The sequence below is a fragment of the Thermanaerosceptrum fracticalcis genome, assembly GCF_000746025.2.
GTDB lineage: Bacteria > Bacillota > Peptococcia > DRI-13 > DRI-13 > Thermanaerosceptrum > Thermanaerosceptrum fracticalcis.
Genome location: NZ_CP045798.1, coordinates 572,038 through 593,811, shown reverse-complemented (window position 1 = coordinate 593,811; position 21,774 = coordinate 572,038). Strand labels below are relative to the sequence as shown.

Below are 21,774 nucleotides of genomic sequence, written 5' to 3'. Positions count from 1 at the left end.
TTTTTCCCCTCCTCAAAATCACCCCTAAAAATTGAAAATAGTTTGTCGGGTGTAAGAAAAATTGGTCCAAATTACTTCCTCCTTTTTTTGCCCTTTCTCAGCAACAGTTGTTATTTTTTTTTTGAACCAACCTACCAGTTTTTGGTTGTAAAGCTCGTTTTCATAAGAACTCAACATAACCGGACCTTTATGCCGGAGCAGCACGTCAAGCAGTTTTTCGTGGCCCTTTAAGTCCATATCGTGGGCATACAGCAGCTTGTTCCTGGTGTCCAAAGTATACGGCGGATCGGCATATATCAGTACGGATTGGTGATTGTGTTTTTCGATGAGATCGACAGCGTCCATGTTCTCGATCTGGACAGTTTTTAGTCGCCTGGCAACTTGTATTATTCTTTCCGGTATCGAGGCCCACAGATCGGGCATGTATGAAGATTTTCCATAGGATGTGTGCCTCCATCCGGTTTTGTATTTTGTTCTCGTCGCATATGCCTGCCAGCACCTCACGAGGAATCTTCTGGCATCCTCCAAACTGTCCCCCGTTTTAAAATAACTGTTTTCGTACTCATCACGGGCCCATGGCGTTAATTCAACCAACATGGCAAGCTCCCGGGGCTTTTCCCGCATAACCCTGAACAAATTAACCACATCCCCGTCAATGTCGTTAATAATCTCAACCCCTTGCGGCTCCTTGTTGAAAAGAACCGCCCCGCTTCCAAAATATGGCTCAAGGTAAACTTTATGCGAGGGCATCTGTTCAATAATCCACCGGGCCAACCGCCATTTGGCTCCAGGGTATCGCATGATCGGCCGCAAATTCCATCATCTCCCCAAAAGCCTGCTGAAAAGCCCCTTAGAGGGTTTTTTCTCGTCATCCTCTCCCCTGATCCCGTCCGGATAGGCTCCGCAAATATCGTTGGACAACTTCTTTATGGCAAGAGAGAAGTCGGAACCAGGATCAAGTTCCACCGCCACTTTTTCATATGGTCCGTGCAAGGCTTTCCTCACGGTTTTGTCATACGGAATTTCGGCAATCAACGGTCTGCCCACGACGCTCGCTATATCGGCTTTCTTCAAGTCGTATTCCGTAGGAGCCTGGGCGTAGTTGACGACCAAGAACATTTTATTCAAGATGTGGCTCATGTCGGGTTTTTCGGGAAAATCAGGCTCAGGGGAAAACAGGGCCACCGTTTTGGCCAACTGCCTTACACTTTGCCCTTCCGCATTGGCCACAAGCAAAATATGGGTTGCGTGGAGCATGGCGGAATCTATGGGGGCTGAAAGGTTGGGTGCCCCGTCTATCACTATCACCGTAAAGTAGTTTTTGAGTATTTTCAGTATCTTGTCCGCCAGGTCATAGCTTATCTTCTCCGCATGGGCCAGGTTGATGGGTGCCGCCGCAATCATTATGCCCTGGGGACCTTTTATGAGCATCTCCTCCACCTCTCTTGCGGATACGTCCGGAGAAACGCTCAGCCAGTTATAGATGTTTCTGTTATATGTGGCGTTATCGTTTATGTGGCAATAGGTGGCTACATTGGCCCCGCCGCAGTCAAAGTCCACCAGACAAACTCTTTGGCCGGAGTAGTAAGGGCTCATTTTGATGGCTGCCGCCAAGTTGACGGCTATAGTGGATTTCCCTACCCCGCCCTTGATGTTGTGGGTCAGCACCACCACCTGTTTTAGGGTACGGGTTACATATTCCTTCTGGATTTTCACCCCGATAGGGCCTGTGCCTTTTTCGATCCGCCCGTGTTTTTGGGCGGCCAGACTCAGTTCCCTCCGGAAGGCGTCAACTTCGGCCACTATGCGGTTCCCGGCTTCGGCAGGTGAGAAGTTGGGCTTGAAAAAGACTTCCTTGACCCCGGCACTTTTAGCCGTCCGCAAAAGCTGTTCGGTCAAGGAGTTAGTGACGGCAAAAATTAGTGTCCCTGGAGAATCTTCCGCCAGTTTTTTTACAACCTCTACCGCCGTCATGTCCGGCATTGAATATTCCATCAGCACGGCATCGACATCCATTGAGGCAACTCTTTCCACCAGGTCCCGGCCCGTATTGGCAAACACCGTAACTTTTATCTGCTTGTGGCTGTTCAAGCCCTGAAGGGCCTGCATCATCCATTCCATGTCATGGTCGGCAATCGCCAGGTGAACTGTGCTTCCTTCTGTTTTCATTTCTTTTCCCCTCCTGCTCACTGGTTGTATGGTCTCAACGAGGCATAAATCCGGCCCTTTTCCCTATACAATGCGTAAGTTTCCACCTGCTCCTTCTTCATGGCCGCTATCAGGGCCCCGGCTTGCCCGCCGCCTGAAGCACTGCCGGAATCTTCCGATCTAAGCCCCAAGACGGGAACAGCCTCCATGATGGTTTGGGAGATCAATTTTTTTACGGGACCGGATGCTGTTTCATCAACGTAAACGGCCACTATGTCAACCCGGTCTCCGGATTTCATGCCTCCCAGCATGTTTTTCACACTCTCTACGGGTATTTCCACAGCCCGCAGTTCCGGATCGTTCAGGGCCCTCAGCCGGGCACTCAGAAGCGAGGGGCTAACCCCCTTTTCCAGGTCTATGGTCACGAGATGGCGAAGTATATCACCCGGCACCATCGTCCGGGCTGCTATCTTCCCTTTTAAATCGGTGTTCGGATGTATTATCTCGGACGGCAGCCCCGCTTCAGGCAGTTTTATCTCCCTGAACTGGCTCCTGTCCAACGGAGTCCCCGCCGCAATCTCCACCACAGCCTCCAATGCCGGTACTTTCGGCGACATTTTCACGGCCAGGCCCAAAACAAAACCTGCGGCCACAACGCCGCAAAGCAGGGCTATAAGGATAAACACAACTCCTTTTCTTTTTTCTTTGTCAATACTGAACTTAACAGGCATTGTCCCATCTCCTTCTTTTCACTACATCGTTAATCTTGTTAATGGAATCCTCCAGGTCGTGCAGTGCGGCCTGGAGCTCCCTGGTCTCCTCGTTTCTGAAAAACCCGGCTGCCGCATCCGTGGCACATGCCTTGCGGTAGGCCAGAGCAACTTTTTTGGCGTTTGCAAGAACATTCAGGACAAGATCAAATTCGCTCAAAGCCAATACCTCCCGTTAAATGTGGGCTTTTAATATTCTACTTACGCTTTTTATCTCAGGAAATGTCCCCCTTTTTTCGGCTTCCCTGATTCCTTCCTCATGCTTGATTTCCAAAAGAACCGGCAAACCCCAGGTCTGGCCGAGTTTTTTTATGTCATTTACGCACCTGTTGCCGACAAGCCAGGCCGGGCCCTTGACAAGATTTTTTATATAAACGGCCTTTTTGGACATATCCGTTACGACAAAGGTCGTTTCGACGAAAGGCTTCAGCTCGTCATGCACCCCGGTTCCTGCGTCTATTATCGTCACAACGCCGGGCGTAATGCTGTACGGCGGTGCTTTTCTCACGTTTATGTTCTTTGCCCCACGCCCTCCCAGCCAGTCATAAGCACCGCCTCCCGCATCCAGGATTTCCACGGGATATTTCAAGGCAAACTCTTTGGCCAGCATCAAGGCAAAACTGGTAGCCCCCACTCTCGGAGCAGCCCCGGCCACAGCATAAACGCTCGTTTGAAAACCGCCTCCCGGCGTGCACCGCAAATCTGCAGGCGGGCTTATGCTTTCATCTTCTTCAACGTATATCACCCTGTTTCTGCCTGCGTTCTTCGCCATATAGAGGGCTTCGTCCAGTTTCCGCAAAAACAACTCTTTCCCTTCGCCCAGGTAATCGGCCAACGCCCCGCTGAAAGTGGACCCGTACAGGTCTTTTTCCTGCCAGGCAAGACGCATGTTGTCAATCTTGCAAGCCATCTCTTTGGCTGTTGTTGCGGAAAACAGGAGCAAAAATTCTTCGCCGCCATATCTTGTTACAAAGTCTCCGCTCCTTGTGTTTTCGTTCAGGAAAGACACAAAGGCTTTAAGGACATCGTCTCCAACCTGGTGCCCATATGTGTCGTTAAGCCTCTTGAAATAGTCCAGGTCGCAAAACAAACCGCAAAAAGGCACCCCGTGCATGTTGTATTCCCGAATTGACTTATCAAGGAGTTCTTCCATGAAAAGCCGGTTATAAGCTCCTGTCAAGGGGTCTTTCAGTGCCTCGCTTTTGCTCATCTCTTTAATCAATCTCAAACTGTCCAGTTTGGGTGCCAATAACCCGAAGCTGTCATCATTCCACTCCGGCAAACATTCATCGGCCCCTGCCTTAAAAAGCTCGTGGCTGATGTTTCCAACCACCACCACGGGAAGGTCCCACAGTTTTTTATGCCTCTTTATTTCCCTGATTTTTTCGGCCACTTCTTCTTTATGGCCCGGCATCAGGATAAAGTCCGGCCTTACCATTTCGGCCAGGGCAAACAACTGTCCAATATCCTTGAAAGCCGTTACACCCTCGTATTCCATGTCCCATGAGTAAACCACAGGCTTTTTTTGCTTTTTTTTCGCTGTTGCATAGACATTTCTATCTTGAGGAGGGACAAAAAAATCAGAGGCGAAAGCCCCCGTTTTTGTCTCATGCGTATCTTCTTTCTCAGACGATTCTTTTTTAGCAAATTTCTCTTTAAGGTTTATCTTCAAGAGAGTATCAATTCCTTTTTTCAGAAGCCCGCCCCGCTCCTCCTGTTTTTTTGACGCTTGAACAGGCTCTCTTTGCGGCAATGTCCCTGCTATGTCGTCCGTCTGTATGTCATAATTTCCGTAGGTTTTGGGATTTCCAAACCAATGCTCCAAGTCGTCAATATCGTACTCGTCCCGGAAATACATGTCATACAAGGAGTACGACAACAGCTTTTCTTTGAATTTCTCGTCTTTTTCCAAAACGGTAGGAAATATGACGACCAGCCTCAATTCCGGCAGGTTTTTACGAATTCTGCCCAGGGCCTCCATGATCTCCCTTTTTTCCGTCACCCCTGCCTGCCCGTCAATCAAGGCCAGGTCAGCATCAACCGTTTTTTTCTCAGAAAAGTCGGCGAACAACGGCAGGGAATAGTCCCAGCCTGCTATTTCATGGCCCGCCTCCCCTAACATTTCTTTTAACTGTTCAAGGTAATCGACTTCATAAACCAGGTGGATTCTCAAGTTTTCGCCCCCCTACTACTTAAAAAAGCCAATGACCGTTTGTTTTATGGTCATTACCGTCTCCGGCATGTAGTTTATCAGGTAGTATACGGCAAAAGATATGACTATGCCCCATATTCCGGTCTTTATGGCTTTGCCGACGAAGATTCCAATGAATAAACTGACTACGGCAATCCCCATCCCGATTGCCAGCAAGGGAACACTTCCTTTTTGCAAGAATTCAAATATTTTATCGCCCAAGCTCATAACCTTGTCGCCCAGCTTGTCAAAATCCAAAGGCTTTATTTCTCCTATCCCGTCTTTCTTTGAAAGGATTTCCGAGAATTTCTTGTTTTGCTGTTCATTTGCCCAAACAGGAGCTGAAAGAGTAAATATCAACATAATCACAAGCAACAAGACGGCTTTTTTATTCAACCTCAACACCAACACTCCTTTCAGAGAAAATTTGCGGAAAATAAAACCTGGGGTCAAGGGGTCTTTTCCCTTGTCTTATTTCAAAATGCAAATGAACGCCCGTTGAAAAACCGGTTGAGCCCATAGTGCCAATCAGATCACCTTTTTTGATTTTTTGATATTCCTTGACTTTCCTTTGGTCCAAGTGAGCGTAGCATGTAAATACGTCTTTTGCATGTTTCACTATGACGTACCGCCCGTAGATAACCGAAAAACCTGCTTCCAACACTTCTCCGTCATCAATGCAGTAAACCGGGTCTCCGCTCACCCCTCTGTTTACGGCTCCTATGTCGATCCCGTGATGAAAGCCCGGCCTGGGGTATGCCCTGGGCCCAAAGGGACTGGTTATTCTCGTGGACGGTGTGGGCCATATCCATCCGTTAGAACCTTCTATCACCGGATAAGTGCTGTAATCCAAACCCACCGTCAACGCATGGCTGAACTGATAGTCCTCGTCATAAAGGATGGCGAGCTCCTGCAAGTGGTCTATGGTTAGCTGGTCCTCGATTCCTCTTGTTTTTGACAAGTACTGCTTCCAGGGTATGTAGTATTCTGCGGGAGGTTTTACTTCCTTAAGCACTTCTTTTTTGACCGACACATACCCGCTGCTGCTTCTTTCTACGATTTCCGTCTGCCATTCGTATACATAATCGAAATGACCTTCAAAAGTGTCTGCCTCGGTTACAAGGGTTACTTTGCGTGTGCTTGTTGAAGTTACCGTCCCTTTATCCGTATATGTAACAGTTGTTGTTATCACTTCCGATTCTTTCCACTTGAACCTGGGCCGCAGTGCCTCGAACACCTGCAAGGGCTGGAGGGTTACGTTCTCCTTGCCTTCCCAGACGGCGGCGTCGTTGACCACCCTGTCGGTCGCCAGCAAAACGGACCAGGGCAAGGCATGGGCCACGACTTGTTCCTTTTGCTCTTTGCTCAAACCCTGGCTCCATTTGGCGGCCAGCTTTTTGTATTCGTCAAACAAACGCTCGTTGGCTTCGGTGACTTCATCTTCCAAGACACCGAAAAAGGCCGCAATAACCGTCTTTTTGTCCGGCGGGCCGCCGTCTGTTGCTTCTTTGGCGAATCCGTAAAGGAGCATGTGGGTGCCAAAGGCCAGCACCAGGATCAAAACAAGGGGCACCCACACGGGAGCTGTCATCTTGAGGATCAGAAAAAGAACTTTCAGGGTCTTTAATGCAACTTTTTTGGCAACTTTTCCAAGGATTTTCTTGCCGTACCTTGCGGCTGTGCCCGTTATCCTCCGGGCTTCCTCGTCAGCCTGCCTGTAAAGTTCGTCGCTTTGCATCAGTCTTTACACCCGCCCCCTTCGCTCCGAATAAGAGGCGTTGCTGCTATTCAAAGGGGCGGCTTTTTCCTTGATGTAACCCATGGTGGTCAGCCTTGTGCGGGCCAGAAGTTCGTCCGCCTGGTTTTTTTTGTATTGGGTACGGATTTCGTCATACTTTTTGTATGCCTCGTTTATCTCCGGGGACCCCTTGCTATGGTACGCCTCGGCATGTTTCCATTGGGCATATGCCAGGTCCAACTGTGGTTTCGTCTTGTTCATGTTTTCCTGGGCCATGTCCATAATTTTCTTGTTCTCCCGGTATTCCGGCAGATTGGTTGATGGTCCTTTCATCTTGTCCAGTATTGTTGATACCTTTCCGCCCACCCAGCCCAGACCGTTCATTGCCGACTGGCTCAAGTTTTTTCCCGCTCTGGCCCCGGAAGCGAAATCGCCCGTCAACATGCCCGACAAAACGCCGCCGGCAACGGCTGCCGTTGCTCCCACGCCCATCCTGGCGGCAGTCCTTGCCGCATTGCTGGACATCACCCTGCCCGCCATGTTGTAGGCTCCTTGCAGCACTTTGCCGACAGTCGTCTGAGCCCCGGTTTTGGGTTTAAAGCCGCCTCCGGAAGATGTCTGCCCCTTTTCGTCCAACACAGGGCCAGGCATCTTGTCTTTCGGGCCGCCTGCCTTGCCTGACTTGCCGCCTATGCCGCCGAGCATCCCTCCGATACCGGCCACCCCTCCCATTATGCCGCCAAAACCCGCTTTAAGACCCAGCATGGACCTTACCAGGCCAGCTATGGCAGGCAAGCCCATGAAATACACCAGCATCAGCCAGAATATGCCGCCCTTTCCGATCCCGGGCGTGTAAAGAATGATGAAAAACCCGCCCAAAGCCACGGCATGAGCCAGTTGGATGATGGTGTTGGCGAAAAATTCCTGGAACCAGGACTCCAGCGATCCCCGGAAGGAAGGAAAGACAGAAAGTGCCGCAACCAAAGGGAAGATGGCGATTAAAAGGCCCAGGATAATGGCACGCATGACGTACTGGAAATTCAGGGCCAGGATCATCATGGCGGCCATGAACAAGAGTATGGCCACGGAAATGGTGTTCATGGAAGCCGCACCTTCAAAACCGGTTTTTCCGCCCCAGATTATGTCCATCAGGGCACCCGGCTTTACGCCGCTGTCCAGCATGTAGGCCCAGATAAGGTCAATCAGAAAGTTGTTTATTTCTATAAGCCAACTCCAGATATAGTGCCCGAAACGCAAGAGAATCAGGGCTATAAAAATGGCTGCCACGTTGTCTTTGACCCGGGTTCTGCCTTGTATGGTGCCTGCCCCCATCATTAATAGGACAGCCAGTAGAATTACGGCAATCGCCAAAGGGAAGGGCAGCAGTTTTTCAAAGATTGTGTAAAGCACTGATATGCCTTTAAAGAAAGGTTCCGGGAAAATGCCCAGTATCAGATCGTCTTTGTTCCCGCTGCCCAGAAAGCCCGACAGGGTGGCTTGCTCATCCTCCGTTCCCAGGTTTTTGCCAAAAATTAAAACCACCGGGTCTGCCACATGGAAGGTGTTCATAATCCACTTTATCACGGAGATTATGAAGGAAGCCACAGCCCTCTCCATGTAGCCGGGCTTGTTTTTTTGGTAATATTCCCTGGTCTCCGAGTTGTAGATCAGGGATTCGATGTTGTCTTTGTCTGTTTCTGTCTGTTTGTCCTTTATTTCAAATACTCCGGCTTCATAGTCGTAGTAGTCTATAGCTTTTGTCGGTATTATAACGCTCGTTAGAAGATAGCAGGCAAGGAGCAGAATAAATAAGGTTTTTTTACCGCTCATTTCCCCCTTCCTCTCCTTTCTCGCCGTATTTCTTTTTCAACAGTTCCTTGCGTTTGTAATAAGCCGGATCGTTGGGGTTGGTGGTAAACATCATGTGCTCATAGTCCGAGGCTTTTGTCAGGACTATGTCCGATTCGTCCTCCACTTTCAGGATGAGTTGGCCCGTCTTGGCCCCCAGCAAAAAGGCGGCCTCGCCTTCGGAAAGGTTGAGCTTGCCCTGGATGGCTTCAATATCGAAAGATTCCTGTTTGCCGATGATTTTTATAGGCGAGTTTTTTACTGCCGCAATCCCCGCATTGGTGCGGCTTAAAACCTCCAGGCCCTGGGTTACGGCACACACGCCGGTGTTGGTGGCCCGGTACTCCCGGTAGGCCGTTTCCGCAAAGGGACCGCCTACGTCCGGGTCGTCAAAGATGTTCTGGCACTCCTCAATCACGATTATTTTTTCCTGACTGACATCGGACTTGGCAAAGTTTTCGTTGAGCCAGATGGCTATAGCTGAAAGCCCGATGGGACGCATCACGTCCTTGTCCAGCCGGTTCAACGCAAAACCATAACCCGGATACCCCTTCAGTTCCACCGTGCTTTGGCCGTCAAAGATAGCGTAGGAAGGGCTGGAGCCGTGTCTGGTAAAAGGTTTCAGCATCTCTGCGGCTTTCCTTACTTCTTCGTGTTCGCTTGCGGCCATCTTGAGATACAAACCGCCCAGTTCGGGCATGGGCTTCTTTTTGTTTGTGGAAATTTTGCCGTCCGTGACGGTACGCAGGTAAATGCTCCGAGGGTCTTTGGTTATCCCCGCTTCCTCGTATTGCTGCCTTATGGCCTCCCCGATGAAAACCTTCACCCGTCCGGTCAGGATTTCCCTGTCATATGTGCTTATCATCTTGAACACGAGGGCCTGGACGTTGTTGGCCACGCTTTCAATGTCAATAAACCGGATTCCGTCCACATCCTGGGTAACTTCCACGTCGTAGGGGTTTATTCTGTCTTGCGAATGTTCGTGAAACTCTATGTACGGCAGGTCATTGAGCAGGAAAAAGTCCTTGTGTTCGCCCTTCCAGTCCAATACGGCCACCGTGCGGCCTATGTGCATGCTCCTGTGCATGATGATCTGGGTGGTGTAGGTTTTCCCGGCCCCGGACCGGCCCAGGATGATCATGTGCTGATTGGGCAAAGAAGGGTGCCACTGGTCGAAGTATACGGGACGGCCCAAACCGTCCAAGCCCAGGATGATGCCGGTCTTGTGGCTTATCCCGCCCTGGGCGAAAGGAAAGAGATCGGCCAGGTTGGAAGATTCCAGGGTTATGCCATGTTCGCCGGTGACCGGCTGGGGAGGAACTATGGGCAGGATGCCCCTCAACGCCTCAAGCTGTTTGCCGTCGGCAGGACGAAGATAGATGGATTTTCCCGCAAACCTTTTGACCAGGGCGTTGCAGTACATCTTGAAGCTTTTTAGCTCGGTCCCGCTGGCAATAACCTGGATAGTGGTCTTGAACGAGCGTTCAATCTCCATCCGCAGCTTTTTCTGGCGGGTCTTGATGTCCTCAATCTCGTCCCTGATGGCATCAATCTTGGAAGGGTCGCCCTCAAAGGCCAGGTCCGACATCAAGCCTCTCAGCCTCCGGCTCAGTTCTTGAAGTTCCATATCCGAAGAAGCAGGCCGGACATGGATGGCGATGTCCACGTCGCCGTCACCGAAGTTGCCCCTGCCAAGGTCGTCCAGCATCCCGCCCCAGGTGTTGCCGCTCATTATCTCAGCAAAAAAGGACCTGTAGTACCTGCATGGAACAGCCGTGCCGCCTATCTCCACCATGTAGTCGCCCACGGTGTACCCTTCCGCCCGGTCGGCGGGCAATAGTTCCTTGGCTATTGAAGGAGCGATGAAATCCACAGGCTCCGGCTTGCCCTCATACAATCCGGTTTTGTTGTTCTTGCCCGCCTTGATTGTTTTTTTGTTTGCCTGTTCCGGTTCTTTGTGTTTTTTGAAGATATTGAAAGCCATAAACTATTCCCTCCCCCCGGATGTCTCCAATTGCACCAGCTTTGCCGTTAGGCTGTCGTGAAAAGGGGTGAAACACTGGGCGTCACTGGCTTCTTCCACGCCGGAAAAGGCGGACATGTCCTTCTGGATAACCCTGTACGAAAGATCATATACACCGGCCCTGTCAAGCTGCCTGCACTGCATGCCCATCTGCTCGGCATAGCTTCTTGTGATCTGCACAGCTTCGTTCAAGACCATCCGGGCCAGATTTTTCCTTTCCTCCGCAGGCAAATGCTTTTTGCCCGTAAGCTTGGAAATCACTTCGTCCACTTTCGGGTTCCCCGTCTTGACGCCCGTTTCAGCATGGAAAAGAGGATCGTCGGGATCATAGTGGAAAACGATGTAACCGGAATAATCACGGGAGTTTTTGTTTTCGTCCAGTTCCTCAATGAATTTCACAACGTTTTGCCCGCTTTCTTTAAGTTGAGGGGTCAGCCTGCTCTTCTCCAGCCGTTCGCTGTACCACCGGGCGTATTCCCGGACATCGACGAATTGGGATAATTGCAGCAAGGTATATGACAGGCCGATTTCGTTCAAAAAGGACCGGAACGCCACCCAGACCTTCAATTTTTCCATGTCGGCGTTGGTCCTCATGTTTACCTGTGAGACTTGCAGGCATACTCTGAACACGCCCCCCGTCTCAATGATCCCGTCTGGGCTTACAAATGCATCTTTTCCAAACAAGTCCTGAGTTGTTTTGGGTTTTTCTTCTCCCTTGCCGGTTTTTTTGTTTATCAGGATTTTGTATAAAAGAAAAAGGCCACCTAAAATAGCAGCCAAAATGAGCAGTTTGTGTATACAAATCACCTCTTTTTTGTGAAAAAAGCATTGCTTATCGTTGCAATGCTCGTTTATTCTGCACATGAAATTTGGTGTTTTAGCATTATGTCATACACCTGGACCTTGATCCAGCCTTTTTTATAAACTGCACCGGCAGTAATGGAATGTTTGCCGTTTCAGAATATAACTCACATAATGCTTTTTTGGCTTGCCGGCGTTTTTCCTTGTTGTCCTTCCAACTGCCGAACTGTTTGATTGTCTTGATCTTCTCTTTGGTCCATCACAAATCAATTCATCTCCGGATTGTTTCATCCCCTGCCGTAGTAAAACACCCTCTCCCTTTTTCGTATGGCAAGCCATCTGGCTATGTATTTCCATAAAGAAATTCCCGTCCGGGGATGTTTGGCTTTGGCAAAAAAGTATGTCACCAACACCGGGATGACATAGTACAAGTGTGAAAAGGGAAAACTCAACATTTCCATAGGCGGCACATGTTTTGTCATGTTATAGCTCAGGATTATTCCGAAAAACACCCAGGCCGATTCGTCCAGTGACAAGGATACGGGGCCTAGGGTAAAGAATTTTTCTTTTATGCCCGATTGGTAAGGCAGTTCGTGAAATTCCCGGTAAGACATATTATTCCTCTTATTCCTCTTTCTTTGTAATTTTTCGTGCTTTCATGGACGAAAGTCCCAGCCAGGGATCGCCCGGTTTATCAATTCTCGGCAGAAGACCCCGACCTCTATAGGTTGGGGATGAATGACAGTTACCACCCCACACGAAGCCCTTTTCCGTAGTACAAAATACCGACTTCTGATGTTTTGACGGGTTTGCTTAGTTCTGAAAGTTTAATATAAGCCCCCAAGTTTTGTACTCCTTTAACGGTGCATTTTTGTCCTTCATAAAGTACCGTATCGCCTGGTTGATAAGGGTATCTCTGTTTGCGGATATTTACCCGCCCCGGCGATACCTTTTTTCCACGATATTTTCGGAGATTTTCGGTGTTGAGGTTTTTGTTCCGTGTCCTTCGACCACAGTTTAAGTCCTGTCCACTTGCCTTTTCGCCAGTACGCAGGTCAATATACTTTGCATCATAAAATTTCTGTAAACTGCGATTATTTCTCCTTACCTGCTGAATAGTGATAGGGATTGTCCTGTTTTGGTTAGTGCCGCCGGCTATGACGAAAGCATCATAGAAATTAGGCGACGGAAACCCCGGAATTCATTCCGGGGAGGAAGTCGCTGTTCCTCCTTTCGCATAGAAATATGCTTGCTCTTTCGAGCAGTTTTAGTTTTTTACAACTAACCGACGGACTTACTCTTGTCCCGTCCAGTTTCCTTAAATCAAAATACCCGCTGGCCCTGCGACCAAAGATGAAACACTCCTGCCCTTCGTACAGCACCTTGTCAAACAGTTGGTATCCAAACAGGTATTTCGGTGCTTTGTTTGCTTTCCAAATCCCTCTCTTGATAGGGTTTGCCTTATGAAGCTGCCTGTTCTGTTTCCGTACCTGTTTGAAGTAGTACCAGGTGTTGTCGGGTTGTGCCTGCGGATTGCCGCTGACGCAGCGAGCATCAGTGCGATGGTTTTTCTCTAAGCCATTGGCAATTCTGGTGTGTTTGGTGATATATCCATAAGTAAGTCGCACATATGGATATATTGTCTTTAGCCTGTTGTAAACCATCCAACGCATAATTCCCATAAAAGCCGCATCCTTGAAAGATTGACCTCGTTTGAGGTTGAGTTTTAGTTTCCCTGTATGGTAGTCCTTATGGCACTGATCACACAAAGTTATCAAGTTGTTCGGGGCATCTCCCCCGGTCTTGCGGCTTTCTATGTGGTGTACGTTCAAGACCTTGTTCCTGCATCCCGGTCTACCTTGACACTGATGACCGTCTCTCCACAGGACGTATTCCCTGACATTCCAGAATCCCAACTGCTCTCCCTGCTGGTACTCGACGCCAGATATTTCGGGATTCTTGAGCTTCTGGATGTCAAAACTGGCTACCTCAATAGTGATCTTGGTCACAGGTAGCATCTTGCATACCATTTGTACTGCTTTTGTGTGTGCTTCAATCTTGTTCCTGACAGAAGGAGCCAGCCAGCCTTCTGGTCGCCTGCGGTTATCAAACCTCGGCTTGCGGTATCTTGTCTTGCGATATCTTCTGCTTCTTCTTAACTCCCTTCGGTCTGCCAGCAGTTTTGTTATGTCGTTCCTTAGCTCGACTTCTGCTTCATACAATACTTTCTTTACAGTAGTGGCGGATAAACCTATAGTCCTGCTCCCGGCGTCTACCCCTAAACTTACGGCCTGTTTGTATCCACTGGAACCGTAGATAAGTTGTATGGTGAACGGCGTTCTTTTGATAACTTTGGCCTTTTTCTGTTTCAGAAGCAGCCTTGCCTTCCTCGGACTGCACGGCATCAAAGGTTTACCGTGTTTGTTTTGCACATAGACTAACAAATAGCCTACCTCCTTTCAGAGTAAATTGCCCATCGCCAATGTTAGAAAGGCTTTTTACATCGACGGCACTGCTCCTACCCCTCAGAGCTGTTTAACCGCCGACGACGGAGCCTGGAACTTGGGCACGCATCCCAGGGTGTCTTGACCCTTCTAACGTAGCTCTTTCCAAGCTGAGGCTGGTTAACCAGAGGCTTACAAGCCTCGGACTTCAGTCCGGGGTGGTTGACTGACGTGGCTTTTCTCCAACCTCAACTCTGTCCTGCGGGACTTTGTGATATAGCCATAGGTGTATTCACAACCCAGTGTATTGACCAGTTTCCACCGGACGGTTGACATGAAGGTTTCGGCCCGGAAGGACTTTACCTTCGGTTGCCAGCCCCACAGCAATTTGCTTTCCCTGTGGTTTTCCGGCCGATGACATTTGCTACATAGCGTGATTAGGTTCCCTGGCTTGTCAGTATAGTCTCCCTTCCAGTATCCGATATGGTGTACCTGTAGTTTCGGGTTCTTGGATCTGTTTTTACAGCCCGGGTTTTGACACTCATGGTTATCACGGTGCAGGATATATTCCCGCAGGTTCCAAAAGTTATACTGCTCTCCCTGCTGGTATGCCACACCCTGGATACCAGGATTTTTAATAGCTTGAATGTCAAAGTTGGCCACTTCCACTATAACCTGTGTTATGGGAAGTATTGATTTGATTTTCTCCACCAGCCTTATATGAGCATCAAGCTTGTTCTGTAGACTTGGGGCTAACCATCCTTCGGGCTTTCTGCGGTTATCAAACCGAGGCTTTCTGTACCGCAGCCTGTTTCGCCTTTGCCTGCGGTACATTAGCCGTTCTCGGTTTCTCTCTGCTTGAACTTGCAAAAGTTGGCACTCCCCGGCCAGTAGTTCTTTCTTTTCGGTGATAACTGAAAATCCTACTCTTTGGTTGCCTGCGTCTATACCTAGGGTTATTGGCTGTGTGTATTTTGTGGTTTCGTAGGTTAGTTGAATAGTAAAGGGTCTTGCCTTAACCACTCGGGCCTTGCCCTCTTTTAACAACCGACGCATCTTCCCATGCCTTTCTGTTGGCATGAGAGGTTTGCCTTCTTTGGAGAGAACGTATACCATAGTATCCCTCTTTCTGAGATAAGTCAGCCTTGCGGCTGTTGGTCCACTTCGCCCTTGTTCAAAGGGGTTTTTGCTGGCAGCACTTCGCCTGCCCATCAGCGATGTTTAACCACCAGCCGCAGTGTCCGGAGCGTGTGGAGTACCCCGGAGTGCCTATGTCATTCCCTTTGAACGGCTCCTTACTTTCGTAAGGGGGCTAATCAACCAGGCTTGCTGGATTTCTCCTACAAGCCCCCGCCTCTATAGGCGGTGGGTAGTTGACAACCCCAGTACTTGCAGGCTTTTCGTTTGGCTTGCGTAGAATCAACTGCCTCTACAATCACCGAGCGACCGCTAGGGAGGAATACCTCGTACAGAAGCTTTCGGGCCGGTTGTTTTGATCTCACTGAAACCATGCCAACAGAGTCCCGACTATTTCCTCAGCCATTACCGCTACGGCTATCGCCAATACCAGTGCACTGACCTTGCCTTTGCAGTCGGATATGGTTCTTACATCAGGGCTGAACAAAAGCGAATAGGCTACCAGTATGAACATCACCACGGCTATTATGGCCGCCGTGTTCCGCAAGAATTTGACAAAAGAGTTGGCCACGTCATTGGCTTTCTTCTCCAGCTTGCTTATGCTGTCGTTGCCTTTGGCCTGGTTGATTCTGTCTATGATGTTGTTGTTGCTGCCGGTATTGTTATCCGCCAATGCAGCCGTTGTCACCAAGGATAAAAACATGACGCTTAAAACAACCATACTCAATAATTTCAAGATTTTAACATTTTTCACAAAAATCTCTCCTTTCAACAAAAATCAACAAAAAAAATCATGGCCCGGCAACAGTGCCGGTTTGTTCGTTCAGTTCTTTAGCCGTCGAATATGCGTCGTAGATTGCCCATATCCAGACAAGGGGGCCTGTAATGAAACCAATTAAGATTACAGTTAGAATAGCATTTACAATTTGCACTCCCAGTATTATCAATCCTTTACCTATTTGCCCGTTGTATATCTGCCCCAAACCACTGATGAAAAAACTTAAAACTGCTGCAACACCTGGGTTTTTCATAAAACAACCCCTTTCTTTTTTCTCGCTTAAAACATTAACATTCGTTTAAGGTTTGCAAGTTGTGCCATATAGGGCTTGAACAACAAAGGGCCCCATACGGCTCCAGCCACAAAAAGCAGGACCAGATACAATGCCTCAGTCAGCCCGCCTGTCCGGAAAAGGCCCAGGCTGTAGTTCCTGCCTAAAGGATAAAACCACGGCACCCCGGCTGGAGTCAGGGTATCCAGAATCAAATGGGACAGGTATGCAACACCTCCTACCATCAAATATTCTTTTGCATAAACAAACAAAAAACCGGAAAATAAAACAAGCCCTATGAGACTGTGGGTTATTGTCCTGTGTCCCAAAAGGCTTATTATATAAGGGATGATCGGAATTTTCCTGGAAATCATGCTGCCAGGCTCGTCTATGTCCGGCAGCAGGGATGCCACCATGCCTATCGCCAGCCCTTTCGGATCACTGGTCAAAGATGCGGTTATAAGTATACCAGTAGCGAGATGCGTAGGTCCGGTCAAGTTGTGACCATCTCCCTTCCCGCTGATATGGCGATGAAATGCTTGCATGGTCTCTTTTTCCCCGAAATAAAAGCAGGACAAGTACAGGCTCCGTTGTTGAGATCAACAACGTAAGCCGTCTGAATATTTCGGCTGGAAGGAACAAGAAATATGCCGGGAGCAAGCTCTTTTGCCCGAAATAAACGCTCGTTGTTTGCGGGTTCAGTTTTTTCTGTGATTTTTTTGGCAATCGCCTGTGTGCTTAGTTTGTCTGCCAGCTTGTTTTCTTCCCTGGGCACCCATTCAAGTTGATGTCCTTCCTTCAGCAGGTCATGGACTTGTGCCCATAGTTTGTAAAGATGATGATAATTGATTCTCCAGTTGCCTGTAACCTGGTTGATTACAAGCTGGCTGTCGCCAAAAATGCGGCAGCTTTCGATGCCCCTTCTTTGCAACTCCTTGAGCAGCTCGATTAAGGCAATGTATTCAGCCTCATTATTTGTTTTTTCACCGATGTACCTTGATATTTCCCAGATTTTCTCGCCTTTGTCCAGAATTATGGCTCCTATGCCTGCGGGTCCGGGGTTGCCGGAACTGGCACCGTCGAAAAAACAGTTGATTATGGCAATCTCCCCCCTTTTTTGTTGTTTTCAGTTTTGTTGTTTTCAGGGCCCAGAAAACTGCAAGGCAAACCTTTTCTTTTCCAAAACTTCCTCTGCCTGGGAATTTAAAAGGCACTGTTGGAAGTACCGGATCGGGTTTGTTATTTTTTCCCTGTAGTCTATCTTTTGATAGCTAGAAAGTGCCCTTTCCACGCTGAGTGCGTCGAGTTTTTCCAAGATGCTGTAGATTACCGCCCTAGGCTTTTTGTTGTCGTAATCTCCCGAAAGCAGCCCTGTTATTGCAGTTTCGATTATTACTTGATCCTCTGGGTCGAAGTCGCACAGACATATCTGCTCTTTTATGAGTTCCCATCGTCGCTTGTCAAAAGAAAATCCGTCAGTCCGTCCGTCGGAATTTCCATTTTTTCCCCTTATATTACTTACATTACTTATTTGACTGACTGACTGATTATTATTCTCTGTAGTAGTCTCTGTAGTATTAATATTATATATATTACATAAATACTTCTTGTCTGGACAACTTGTCCTCATGGACAGGTCAACTTGTCCTGTCGAGAGGTCAACTTGTCCTGTCGAGAGGTCAACTTGTCCTGTCGAGAGGTCAACTTGTCCTGTCGAGAGGTCAACTTGTCCTGTCGAGAGGTCATTTTGTTCCGTCGAGGGTTTTTCTTGTCTATTTTCTTTCGCTTTTTGTCTTATTTCTGATTCTCCAACTAGTTCTTCCAGTTTTTTGTAGTTTATTGTATACCATTTCGTTTTGTCTATTTTTGATGTGTTATATTCTGTGGTGGTTATGATTAATCCCCGGTTTTCGAGTTGAGTTATTATCCTTTGGATTGTTTTCGCACTCCAAAAAGGAAATTGTTTCTGCCAGTCGGAGTAAGTATTAAAAACCCAGTCTTTACCATCCATGTTTTTAGCGTTTTTAGATAATAGCCAGTAGTGAAGTTGTTGCAGGAATATCGACTCGTTTAATCCAATGAGTGTTGCCAATCTTGGCAAAACCAGCAAAGGGTATTCATCGAGTAAGATTTTATTTACCATAGCAGTTATCACCTTTACAACAACTGCAATTCAAGAAACTTAGTAGTACTGTTCCCAGCTTGAGACTTCTTTTCTGACAGGAGTCCTATTTCTACTAATTCTTTTATTGCTTTTTGTATTTTGTTTTTTGACAGTGAACATTTTTGGGTAATAGTGTTGTTTGCCAGCAAAAATTCATTTGCCACACCGGCACAACTGCATAGGTATATATATACCATTTTTGCGTACACGCTTATTGGAAGATCAAAAATATTTTCGTTGCAAATAAATACATTTTCCCTTTGTTTATTTTTTAGATTTCTTTGCACCAATTCCAACACTCCTTTTTTTTTGATTTGTGCCGGACTGAAGCCCGAGCCTTCTCGGTTCGTATAAGCCATCCCCGGAATGAATTCCGAGGTTTTCCCGCACTGGATTTATAAATTATGCGGGTTGTCGGGCTTTTTGGAAAAATAAAAAAAGCCCTTGGAAAAGGCTTTGTTTTAATTACAAATATTCCCAATTTAAATGGGCAGGCTTCGCCCACCCCTTTTGTCAATAGTTTAACATGTGAAAAAATTTGCCGTCAACTGCTTTTTTTGCTTTTCCGACAAATATTTTTCGATTTTTTCCGACAAAAAAGTTTTCCGCAAGTTAGGAGTCGTATTTTTTACGGCCATAGCCAGGGCCTTCTTTTGGCCTACCATAATCATCATTTCTTCTGCTCTGGTTATTGCCGTATAAAGAATATTCCTTGTAAGCATGATATAGTGGTTTGTAATTACAGGAGCTATGACAACCTTTGCCTGCCCGCCCTGGGATTTATGGGTCGTGATGCAGTATCCGGTTGTGAAGTCGTATTCCGTTATATCTTCCCTGGTTAGAAATATTTCATTGCCCCAGATTTCGCATAAAAGCCCCTCCTCCCGGCTTTCCGGATCATCAGGATTGACGCATATGTTTTTCACCAGCCCCATATTGCCGTTATAGAGACCTTTATTTACATCGTTTCGCTGGTTTTGTATAATGATGTCGCCCACCCTGAATGACTTGCTTCCTACAACCAGCTCTTTCTTTCTTGAATTAGGCGGATTAAGCAGCGATTTTATCTTTTCGTTGAGGGATAAAACGCCTGACACGCCTTTTTTCATTGGAGACAAAACCAGTATGTCCTCTTTTTTGTAGCCTATCTCCAAAAGCCTCTTTATGCAGGCCAGTATGGTTTCTTCCACGTCTTGAGGATCAGACCGCTCCAAAAAGATAAAATCTTTTCTTCCCGGGACGGTGCATATCATTTGGCCGTTGTTTATCCTGTGGGCGTTCTCCACAATCAGGCTGTTTTTTGCCTGGCGGTAGATTTCCGTTAACCGGACGCTTGGCACGGGACTTTTCAACAAATCCCTCAGTACGGCACCAGGCCCTACGGATGGCAATTGGTCGGCGTCTCCCACCAAAAGGATTCTGCTGCCTGTTTTTAAAGCCCGAAAAAGGCAACTGGCAAGTTCTATATCGGCCATGGACAGCTCGTCGACAATCACGAAATCTTCTTCCAGGGGATTGGCTTCGTCCCTTTCGATAGATGTCGTTTCCGTTCCATCTTCCGTTTTTCTTGCTCCCCAGTTAAGCAGCCTGTGGATAGTTTTGCCCTCAATTTCGACAATCTTCGATAGATTTTGACTAGCCCTCCCGGTAGGAGCACACAAGGCTATTGTGTGATCAGGGAATACTTGCCTGTATATTTCTACTACGGCTTTGATTGTGGCTGTCTTGCCCGTTCCCGGTCCGCCTGTGAGCAAAAGGATGTTGTTCTCAAATGTTTTATATATTGTCTCTTGCTGTTTTTCGTTAAGAAAGATTTTGTTTCTGGCTTGGTATTTTATGAGTTCTCTGGCAATTTTACTTCTGGGCACAACGGGACCTTTGGCGAAAACAAGTTCCGCTACCTTTTGTGCCAGGGTTTTTTCAAGCTGGTACAACTGTTTCAGATATACCCTATCTTCTTCTACTTGCAGTTTGTTGTTCTTTGACAAGTTGTTTATTGCCTTTTCAACGAGCGTTGATTCTATTTCGATTGCTGATCTTTTGTTAAGCAAAGCCTGACATTCCCTGATCAGGTCGGGCTTGTCCACATAACAGTGGCCGGGTTGCTCACGCATAATATGTATGACGGCTGCTTCACAACGATACAATGAATCTTCTGCAATGCCCATGTTTCTTGCAATGATGTCGGCCCGGTCAAAACCAACCATGCTCAAGTTGGTCAGTTCATAAGGATTTCTCAATATAATCGGAACGGCATTGCTTCCGTATTCCTTGTGCAGTTTAATCGCCATCTTTACTGTTACGCCGTATTGTGCCAGATGTTTTATGATGTTTTGCACATTGAAGTTTTCAGAAAGGCTTGCGACTATTTTCCCGGCGTTTTTCTTGCTGATGCCTTTGATTGGCAAGAGACATGCCTCTTTTTGTTCCAAAATTGTTTCAATGGCTCCGTCTCCCAGGGAGTCCACGATTAACCTGGCCGTTTTGGGTCCGCAGCCTTTCACAAGGCTGGAGGATAGCAGTTCGTAAGCCTGCTCTTTCGTTGATGGGATGGGCTTTTCCCATGCGTTTACCTTGAACTGCAAACCGTATTTCTTGTCCTCAACCCATTCTCCTTCAACGATGATTTCTTCTTTCTCAACAGCACCGTAAATGTTGCCTTTGATAACAACGTCAAAGTCGTCGTTGCCAAAGACAGCAATTACGAAGTCGATGTCTGTGGTTTTGGCTCGTGGAAAAAGGATTTTTTTGATTGTCCCTCTCAGTTTTGTTTCGTTATTTGCCATATTGTGCAGCGATGTGGTCAAAAAAGTTGTTCAGTTTGTGGAGCAGCGTTTGAGCGAGCGTTTGCTCAAGTCCGTCCGGTGGCGATTTGTGTGGCCAGTCCTCCGGACCTGAAACAACATTTATCAAACTGAGGGGAATCATATAAAATTTTTCTTTTCCATGAGCCTTTCTTTTTTCAGTTTTGTATATTTTGGAAAGTATTTTGATAAAATTCCTTGAATTCTCTTCTTTCTTTGCCTTGAGAACTGCAAGTATTTCTCTAGCCTTTTTTACAAGCATAAAGTTTTTGGAGGAATCCAAAATTCCGATCTCGGGTTCAGTATCAATGTTTGCTTTTATGTTCTCCCATATTTCTTGGGGTATAAAACAATTCAATATTTTTTTCACAAAAGGTATGTAACGCAGGAAATGGTAGCATGAACGGTCCATCTCCAAAAGCCCGTTCTCGGTTTTTTCTACAGTCACGTATAGATAACCCTCATGCATTGCTTTGATGCTTTTTTTTCTGATTTTCTTATCGACGAACTGAACAAAGGTCTCAAGTGCTGTAATTTCAACAATGCCGGGATTGCCGAATAATTGTATTTTTGCTTTGATTTTTTCTAATACTTCAATTTCTTTCCCGACACCAACATATACTGCATATGTAAACCCCACTTATGCCCCTCCTCCCT

The 21,774-nt window shown here is 47.4% G+C and carries 21 protein-coding genes; all 21 read right to left on the bottom strand.

Features of this window, described 5'->3' with window-relative positions:
- Nucleotides 1-24: 24 nt before the first annotated feature.
- Nucleotides 25-801: a DNA adenine methylase gene (locus tag BR63_RS03035; protein ID WP_187142879.1), complete on the bottom strand. Its 777-nt coding sequence runs from the start codon at nucleotides 799-801 to the stop codon at nucleotides 25-27.
- A gap of 18 nt (nucleotides 802-819) precedes the next feature.
- Nucleotides 820-2,169 (bottom strand): CpaE/TadZ family protein, encoded by a 1,350-nt coding sequence (locus BR63_RS03030; protein ID WP_034426101.1) that lies wholly within the window; start codon nucleotides 2,167-2,169, stop codon nucleotides 820-822.
- A gap of 17 nt (nucleotides 2,170-2,186) precedes the next feature.
- A complete protein-coding gene (gene cpaB, locus BR63_RS03025; RefSeq protein ID WP_034426098.1) occupies nucleotides 2,187-2,879 on the bottom strand; it encodes a Flp pilus assembly protein CpaB in 693 nt (230 codons plus the stop codon).
- Complete coding sequence (locus BR63_RS03020; protein ID WP_034426096.1) at nucleotides 2,869-3,078, bottom strand: hypothetical protein; 210 nt, start codon at nucleotides 3,076-3,078, stop codon at nucleotides 2,869-2,871. Before BR63_RS03020 ends, cpaB begins: the two co-directional genes overlap by 11 nt.
- A 15-nt stretch (nucleotides 3,079-3,093) precedes the next feature.
- Nucleotides 3,094-5,091, bottom strand: coding sequence for a GGDEF domain-containing protein (locus BR63_RS03015; protein WP_187142812.1), 1,998 nt, complete (start codon nucleotides 5,089-5,091; stop codon nucleotides 3,094-3,096).
- A gap of 15 nt (nucleotides 5,092-5,106) precedes the next feature.
- Nucleotides 5,107-5,511, bottom strand: coding sequence for a hypothetical protein (locus tag BR63_RS03010; protein ID WP_034425853.1), 405 nt, complete (start codon nucleotides 5,509-5,511; stop codon nucleotides 5,107-5,109).
- A complete protein-coding gene (locus BR63_RS03005; protein WP_051966289.1) occupies nucleotides 5,498-6,847 on the bottom strand; it encodes a M23 family metallopeptidase in 1,350 nt (449 codons plus the stop codon). The genes BR63_RS03010 and BR63_RS03005 overlap by 14 nt, the downstream gene beginning before the upstream one ends.
- Nucleotides 6,848-6,853: 6 nt before the next feature.
- Complete coding sequence (locus BR63_RS03000; protein ID WP_034425855.1) at nucleotides 6,854-8,677, bottom strand: TrbL/VirB6 family protein; 1,824 nt, start codon at nucleotides 8,675-8,677, stop codon at nucleotides 6,854-6,856.
- Nucleotides 8,667-10,679 carry a VirB4 family type IV secretion system protein gene (locus BR63_RS02995; protein ID WP_051966290.1) on the bottom strand — a complete coding sequence of 671 codons (2,013 nt, stop codon included), beginning with the start codon at nucleotides 10,677-10,679 and terminating at the stop codon, nucleotides 8,667-8,669. The genes BR63_RS03000 and BR63_RS02995 overlap by 11 nt, the downstream gene beginning before the upstream one ends.
- A gap of 3 nt (nucleotides 10,680-10,682) precedes the next feature.
- Nucleotides 10,683-11,294 (bottom strand): hypothetical protein, encoded by a 612-nt coding sequence (locus BR63_RS02990; protein WP_153802194.1) that lies wholly within the window; start codon nucleotides 11,292-11,294, stop codon nucleotides 10,683-10,685.
- 512 nt (nucleotides 11,295-11,806) lie between these two features.
- Nucleotides 11,807-12,133, bottom strand: a complete 327-nt coding sequence (locus BR63_RS02985) for a hypothetical protein (protein ID WP_034425859.1) — start codon at nucleotides 12,131-12,133, stop codon at nucleotides 11,807-11,809.
- A 564-nt stretch (nucleotides 12,134-12,697) separates the two neighbouring features.
- Nucleotides 12,698-13,963, bottom strand: a complete 1,266-nt coding sequence (gene iscB, locus BR63_RS02980) for an RNA-guided endonuclease IscB (RefSeq protein WP_034425665.1) — start codon at nucleotides 13,961-13,963, stop codon at nucleotides 12,698-12,700.
- A 192-nt stretch (nucleotides 13,964-14,155) separates the two neighbouring features.
- Nucleotides 14,156-15,175 carry an RNA-guided endonuclease IscB gene (iscB, locus tag BR63_RS02975; protein ID WP_243270055.1) on the bottom strand — a complete coding sequence of 340 codons (1,020 nt, stop codon included), beginning with the start codon at nucleotides 15,173-15,175 and terminating at the stop codon, nucleotides 14,156-14,158.
- Nucleotides 15,176-15,461: 286 nt separating this feature from the next.
- Nucleotides 15,462-15,854 (bottom strand): TrbC/VirB2 family protein, encoded by a 393-nt coding sequence (locus BR63_RS02970; protein WP_034425662.1) that lies wholly within the window; start codon nucleotides 15,852-15,854, stop codon nucleotides 15,462-15,464.
- Between the two features lie 37 nt (nucleotides 15,855-15,891).
- Complete coding sequence (locus tag BR63_RS02965) at nucleotides 15,892-16,131, bottom strand: hypothetical protein (protein WP_034425659.1); 240 nt, start codon at nucleotides 16,129-16,131, stop codon at nucleotides 15,892-15,894.
- Nucleotides 16,132-16,157: 26 nt separating this feature from the next.
- On the bottom strand, nucleotides 16,158-16,646 hold the full coding sequence (locus tag BR63_RS02960) for a metal-dependent hydrolase (protein ID WP_051966249.1): 489 nt from the start codon (nucleotides 16,644-16,646) through the stop codon (nucleotides 16,158-16,160).
- On the bottom strand, nucleotides 16,643-17,245 hold the full coding sequence (locus BR63_RS02955; protein WP_276568976.1) for a reverse transcriptase-like protein: 603 nt from the start codon (nucleotides 17,243-17,245) through the stop codon (nucleotides 16,643-16,645). Before BR63_RS02955 ends, BR63_RS02960 begins: the two co-directional genes overlap by 4 nt.
- 45 nt (nucleotides 17,246-17,290) lie before the next feature.
- A complete protein-coding gene (locus BR63_RS02950; protein WP_051966247.1) occupies nucleotides 17,291-18,292 on the bottom strand; it encodes a hypothetical protein in 1,002 nt (333 codons plus the stop codon).
- 14 nt (nucleotides 18,293-18,306) lie between these two features.
- On the bottom strand, nucleotides 18,307-18,600 hold the full coding sequence (locus BR63_RS02945) for a helix-turn-helix domain-containing protein (protein WP_207724754.1): 294 nt from the start codon (nucleotides 18,598-18,600) through the stop codon (nucleotides 18,307-18,309).
- A 234-nt stretch (nucleotides 18,601-18,834) separates the two neighbouring features.
- A complete protein-coding gene (gene recD2 / locus BR63_RS02940; protein WP_034425650.1) occupies nucleotides 18,835-21,099 on the bottom strand; it encodes an SF1B family DNA helicase RecD2 in 2,265 nt (754 codons plus the stop codon).
- Complete coding sequence (locus BR63_RS02935; RefSeq protein ID WP_034425641.1) at nucleotides 21,089-21,757, bottom strand: hypothetical protein; 669 nt, start codon at nucleotides 21,755-21,757, stop codon at nucleotides 21,089-21,091. The genes recD2 and BR63_RS02935 overlap by 11 nt, the downstream gene beginning before the upstream one ends.
- Nucleotides 21,758-21,774 lie beyond the last annotated feature (17 nt).

Coding starts and splice junctions, on each gene's coding strand:
- BR63_RS03035 (WP_187142879.1), bottom strand. CDS start 801: ATGCGATACCCTGGAGCCAAATGGCGGTTGGCCCGGTGGATTATTGAA.
- BR63_RS03030 (WP_034426101.1), bottom strand. CDS start 2,169: ATGAAAACAGAAGGAAGCACAGTTCACCTGGCGATTGCCGACCATGAC.
- cpaB (WP_034426098.1), bottom strand. CDS start 2,879: ATGCCTGTTAAGTTCAGTATTGACAAAGAAAAAAGAAAAGGAGTTGTG.
- BR63_RS03005 (WP_051966289.1), bottom strand. CDS start 6,847: ATGCAAAGCGACGAACTTTACAGGCAGGCTGACGAGGAAGCCCGGAGG.
- BR63_RS03000 (WP_034425855.1), bottom strand. CDS start 8,677: ATGAGCGGTAAAAAAACCTTATTTATTCTGCTCCTTGCCTGCTATCTT.
- BR63_RS02995 (WP_051966290.1), bottom strand. CDS start 10,679: ATGGCTTTCAATATCTTCAAAAAACACAAAGAACCGGAACAGGCAAAC.
- BR63_RS02990 (WP_153802194.1), bottom strand. CDS start 11,294: ATGGAAAAATTGAAGGTCTGGGTGGCGTTCCGGTCCTTTTTGAACGAA.
- BR63_RS02985 (WP_034425859.1), bottom strand. CDS start 12,133: ATGTCTTACCGGGAATTTCACGAACTGCCTTACCAATCGGGCATAAAA.
- iscB (WP_243270055.1), bottom strand. CDS start 15,175: ATGGGCAGGCGAAGTGCTGCCAGCAAAAACCCCTTTGAACAAGGGCGA.
- BR63_RS02965 (WP_034425659.1), bottom strand. CDS start 16,131: ATGAAAAACCCAGGTGTTGCAGCAGTTTTAAGTTTTTTCATCAGTGGT.
- BR63_RS02950 (WP_051966247.1), bottom strand. CDS start 18,292: ATGGTAAATAAAATCTTACTCGATGAATACCCTTTGCTGGTTTTGCCA.
- recD2 (WP_034425650.1), bottom strand. CDS start 21,099: ATGGCAAATAACGAAACAAAACTGAGAGGGACAATCAAAAAAATCCTT.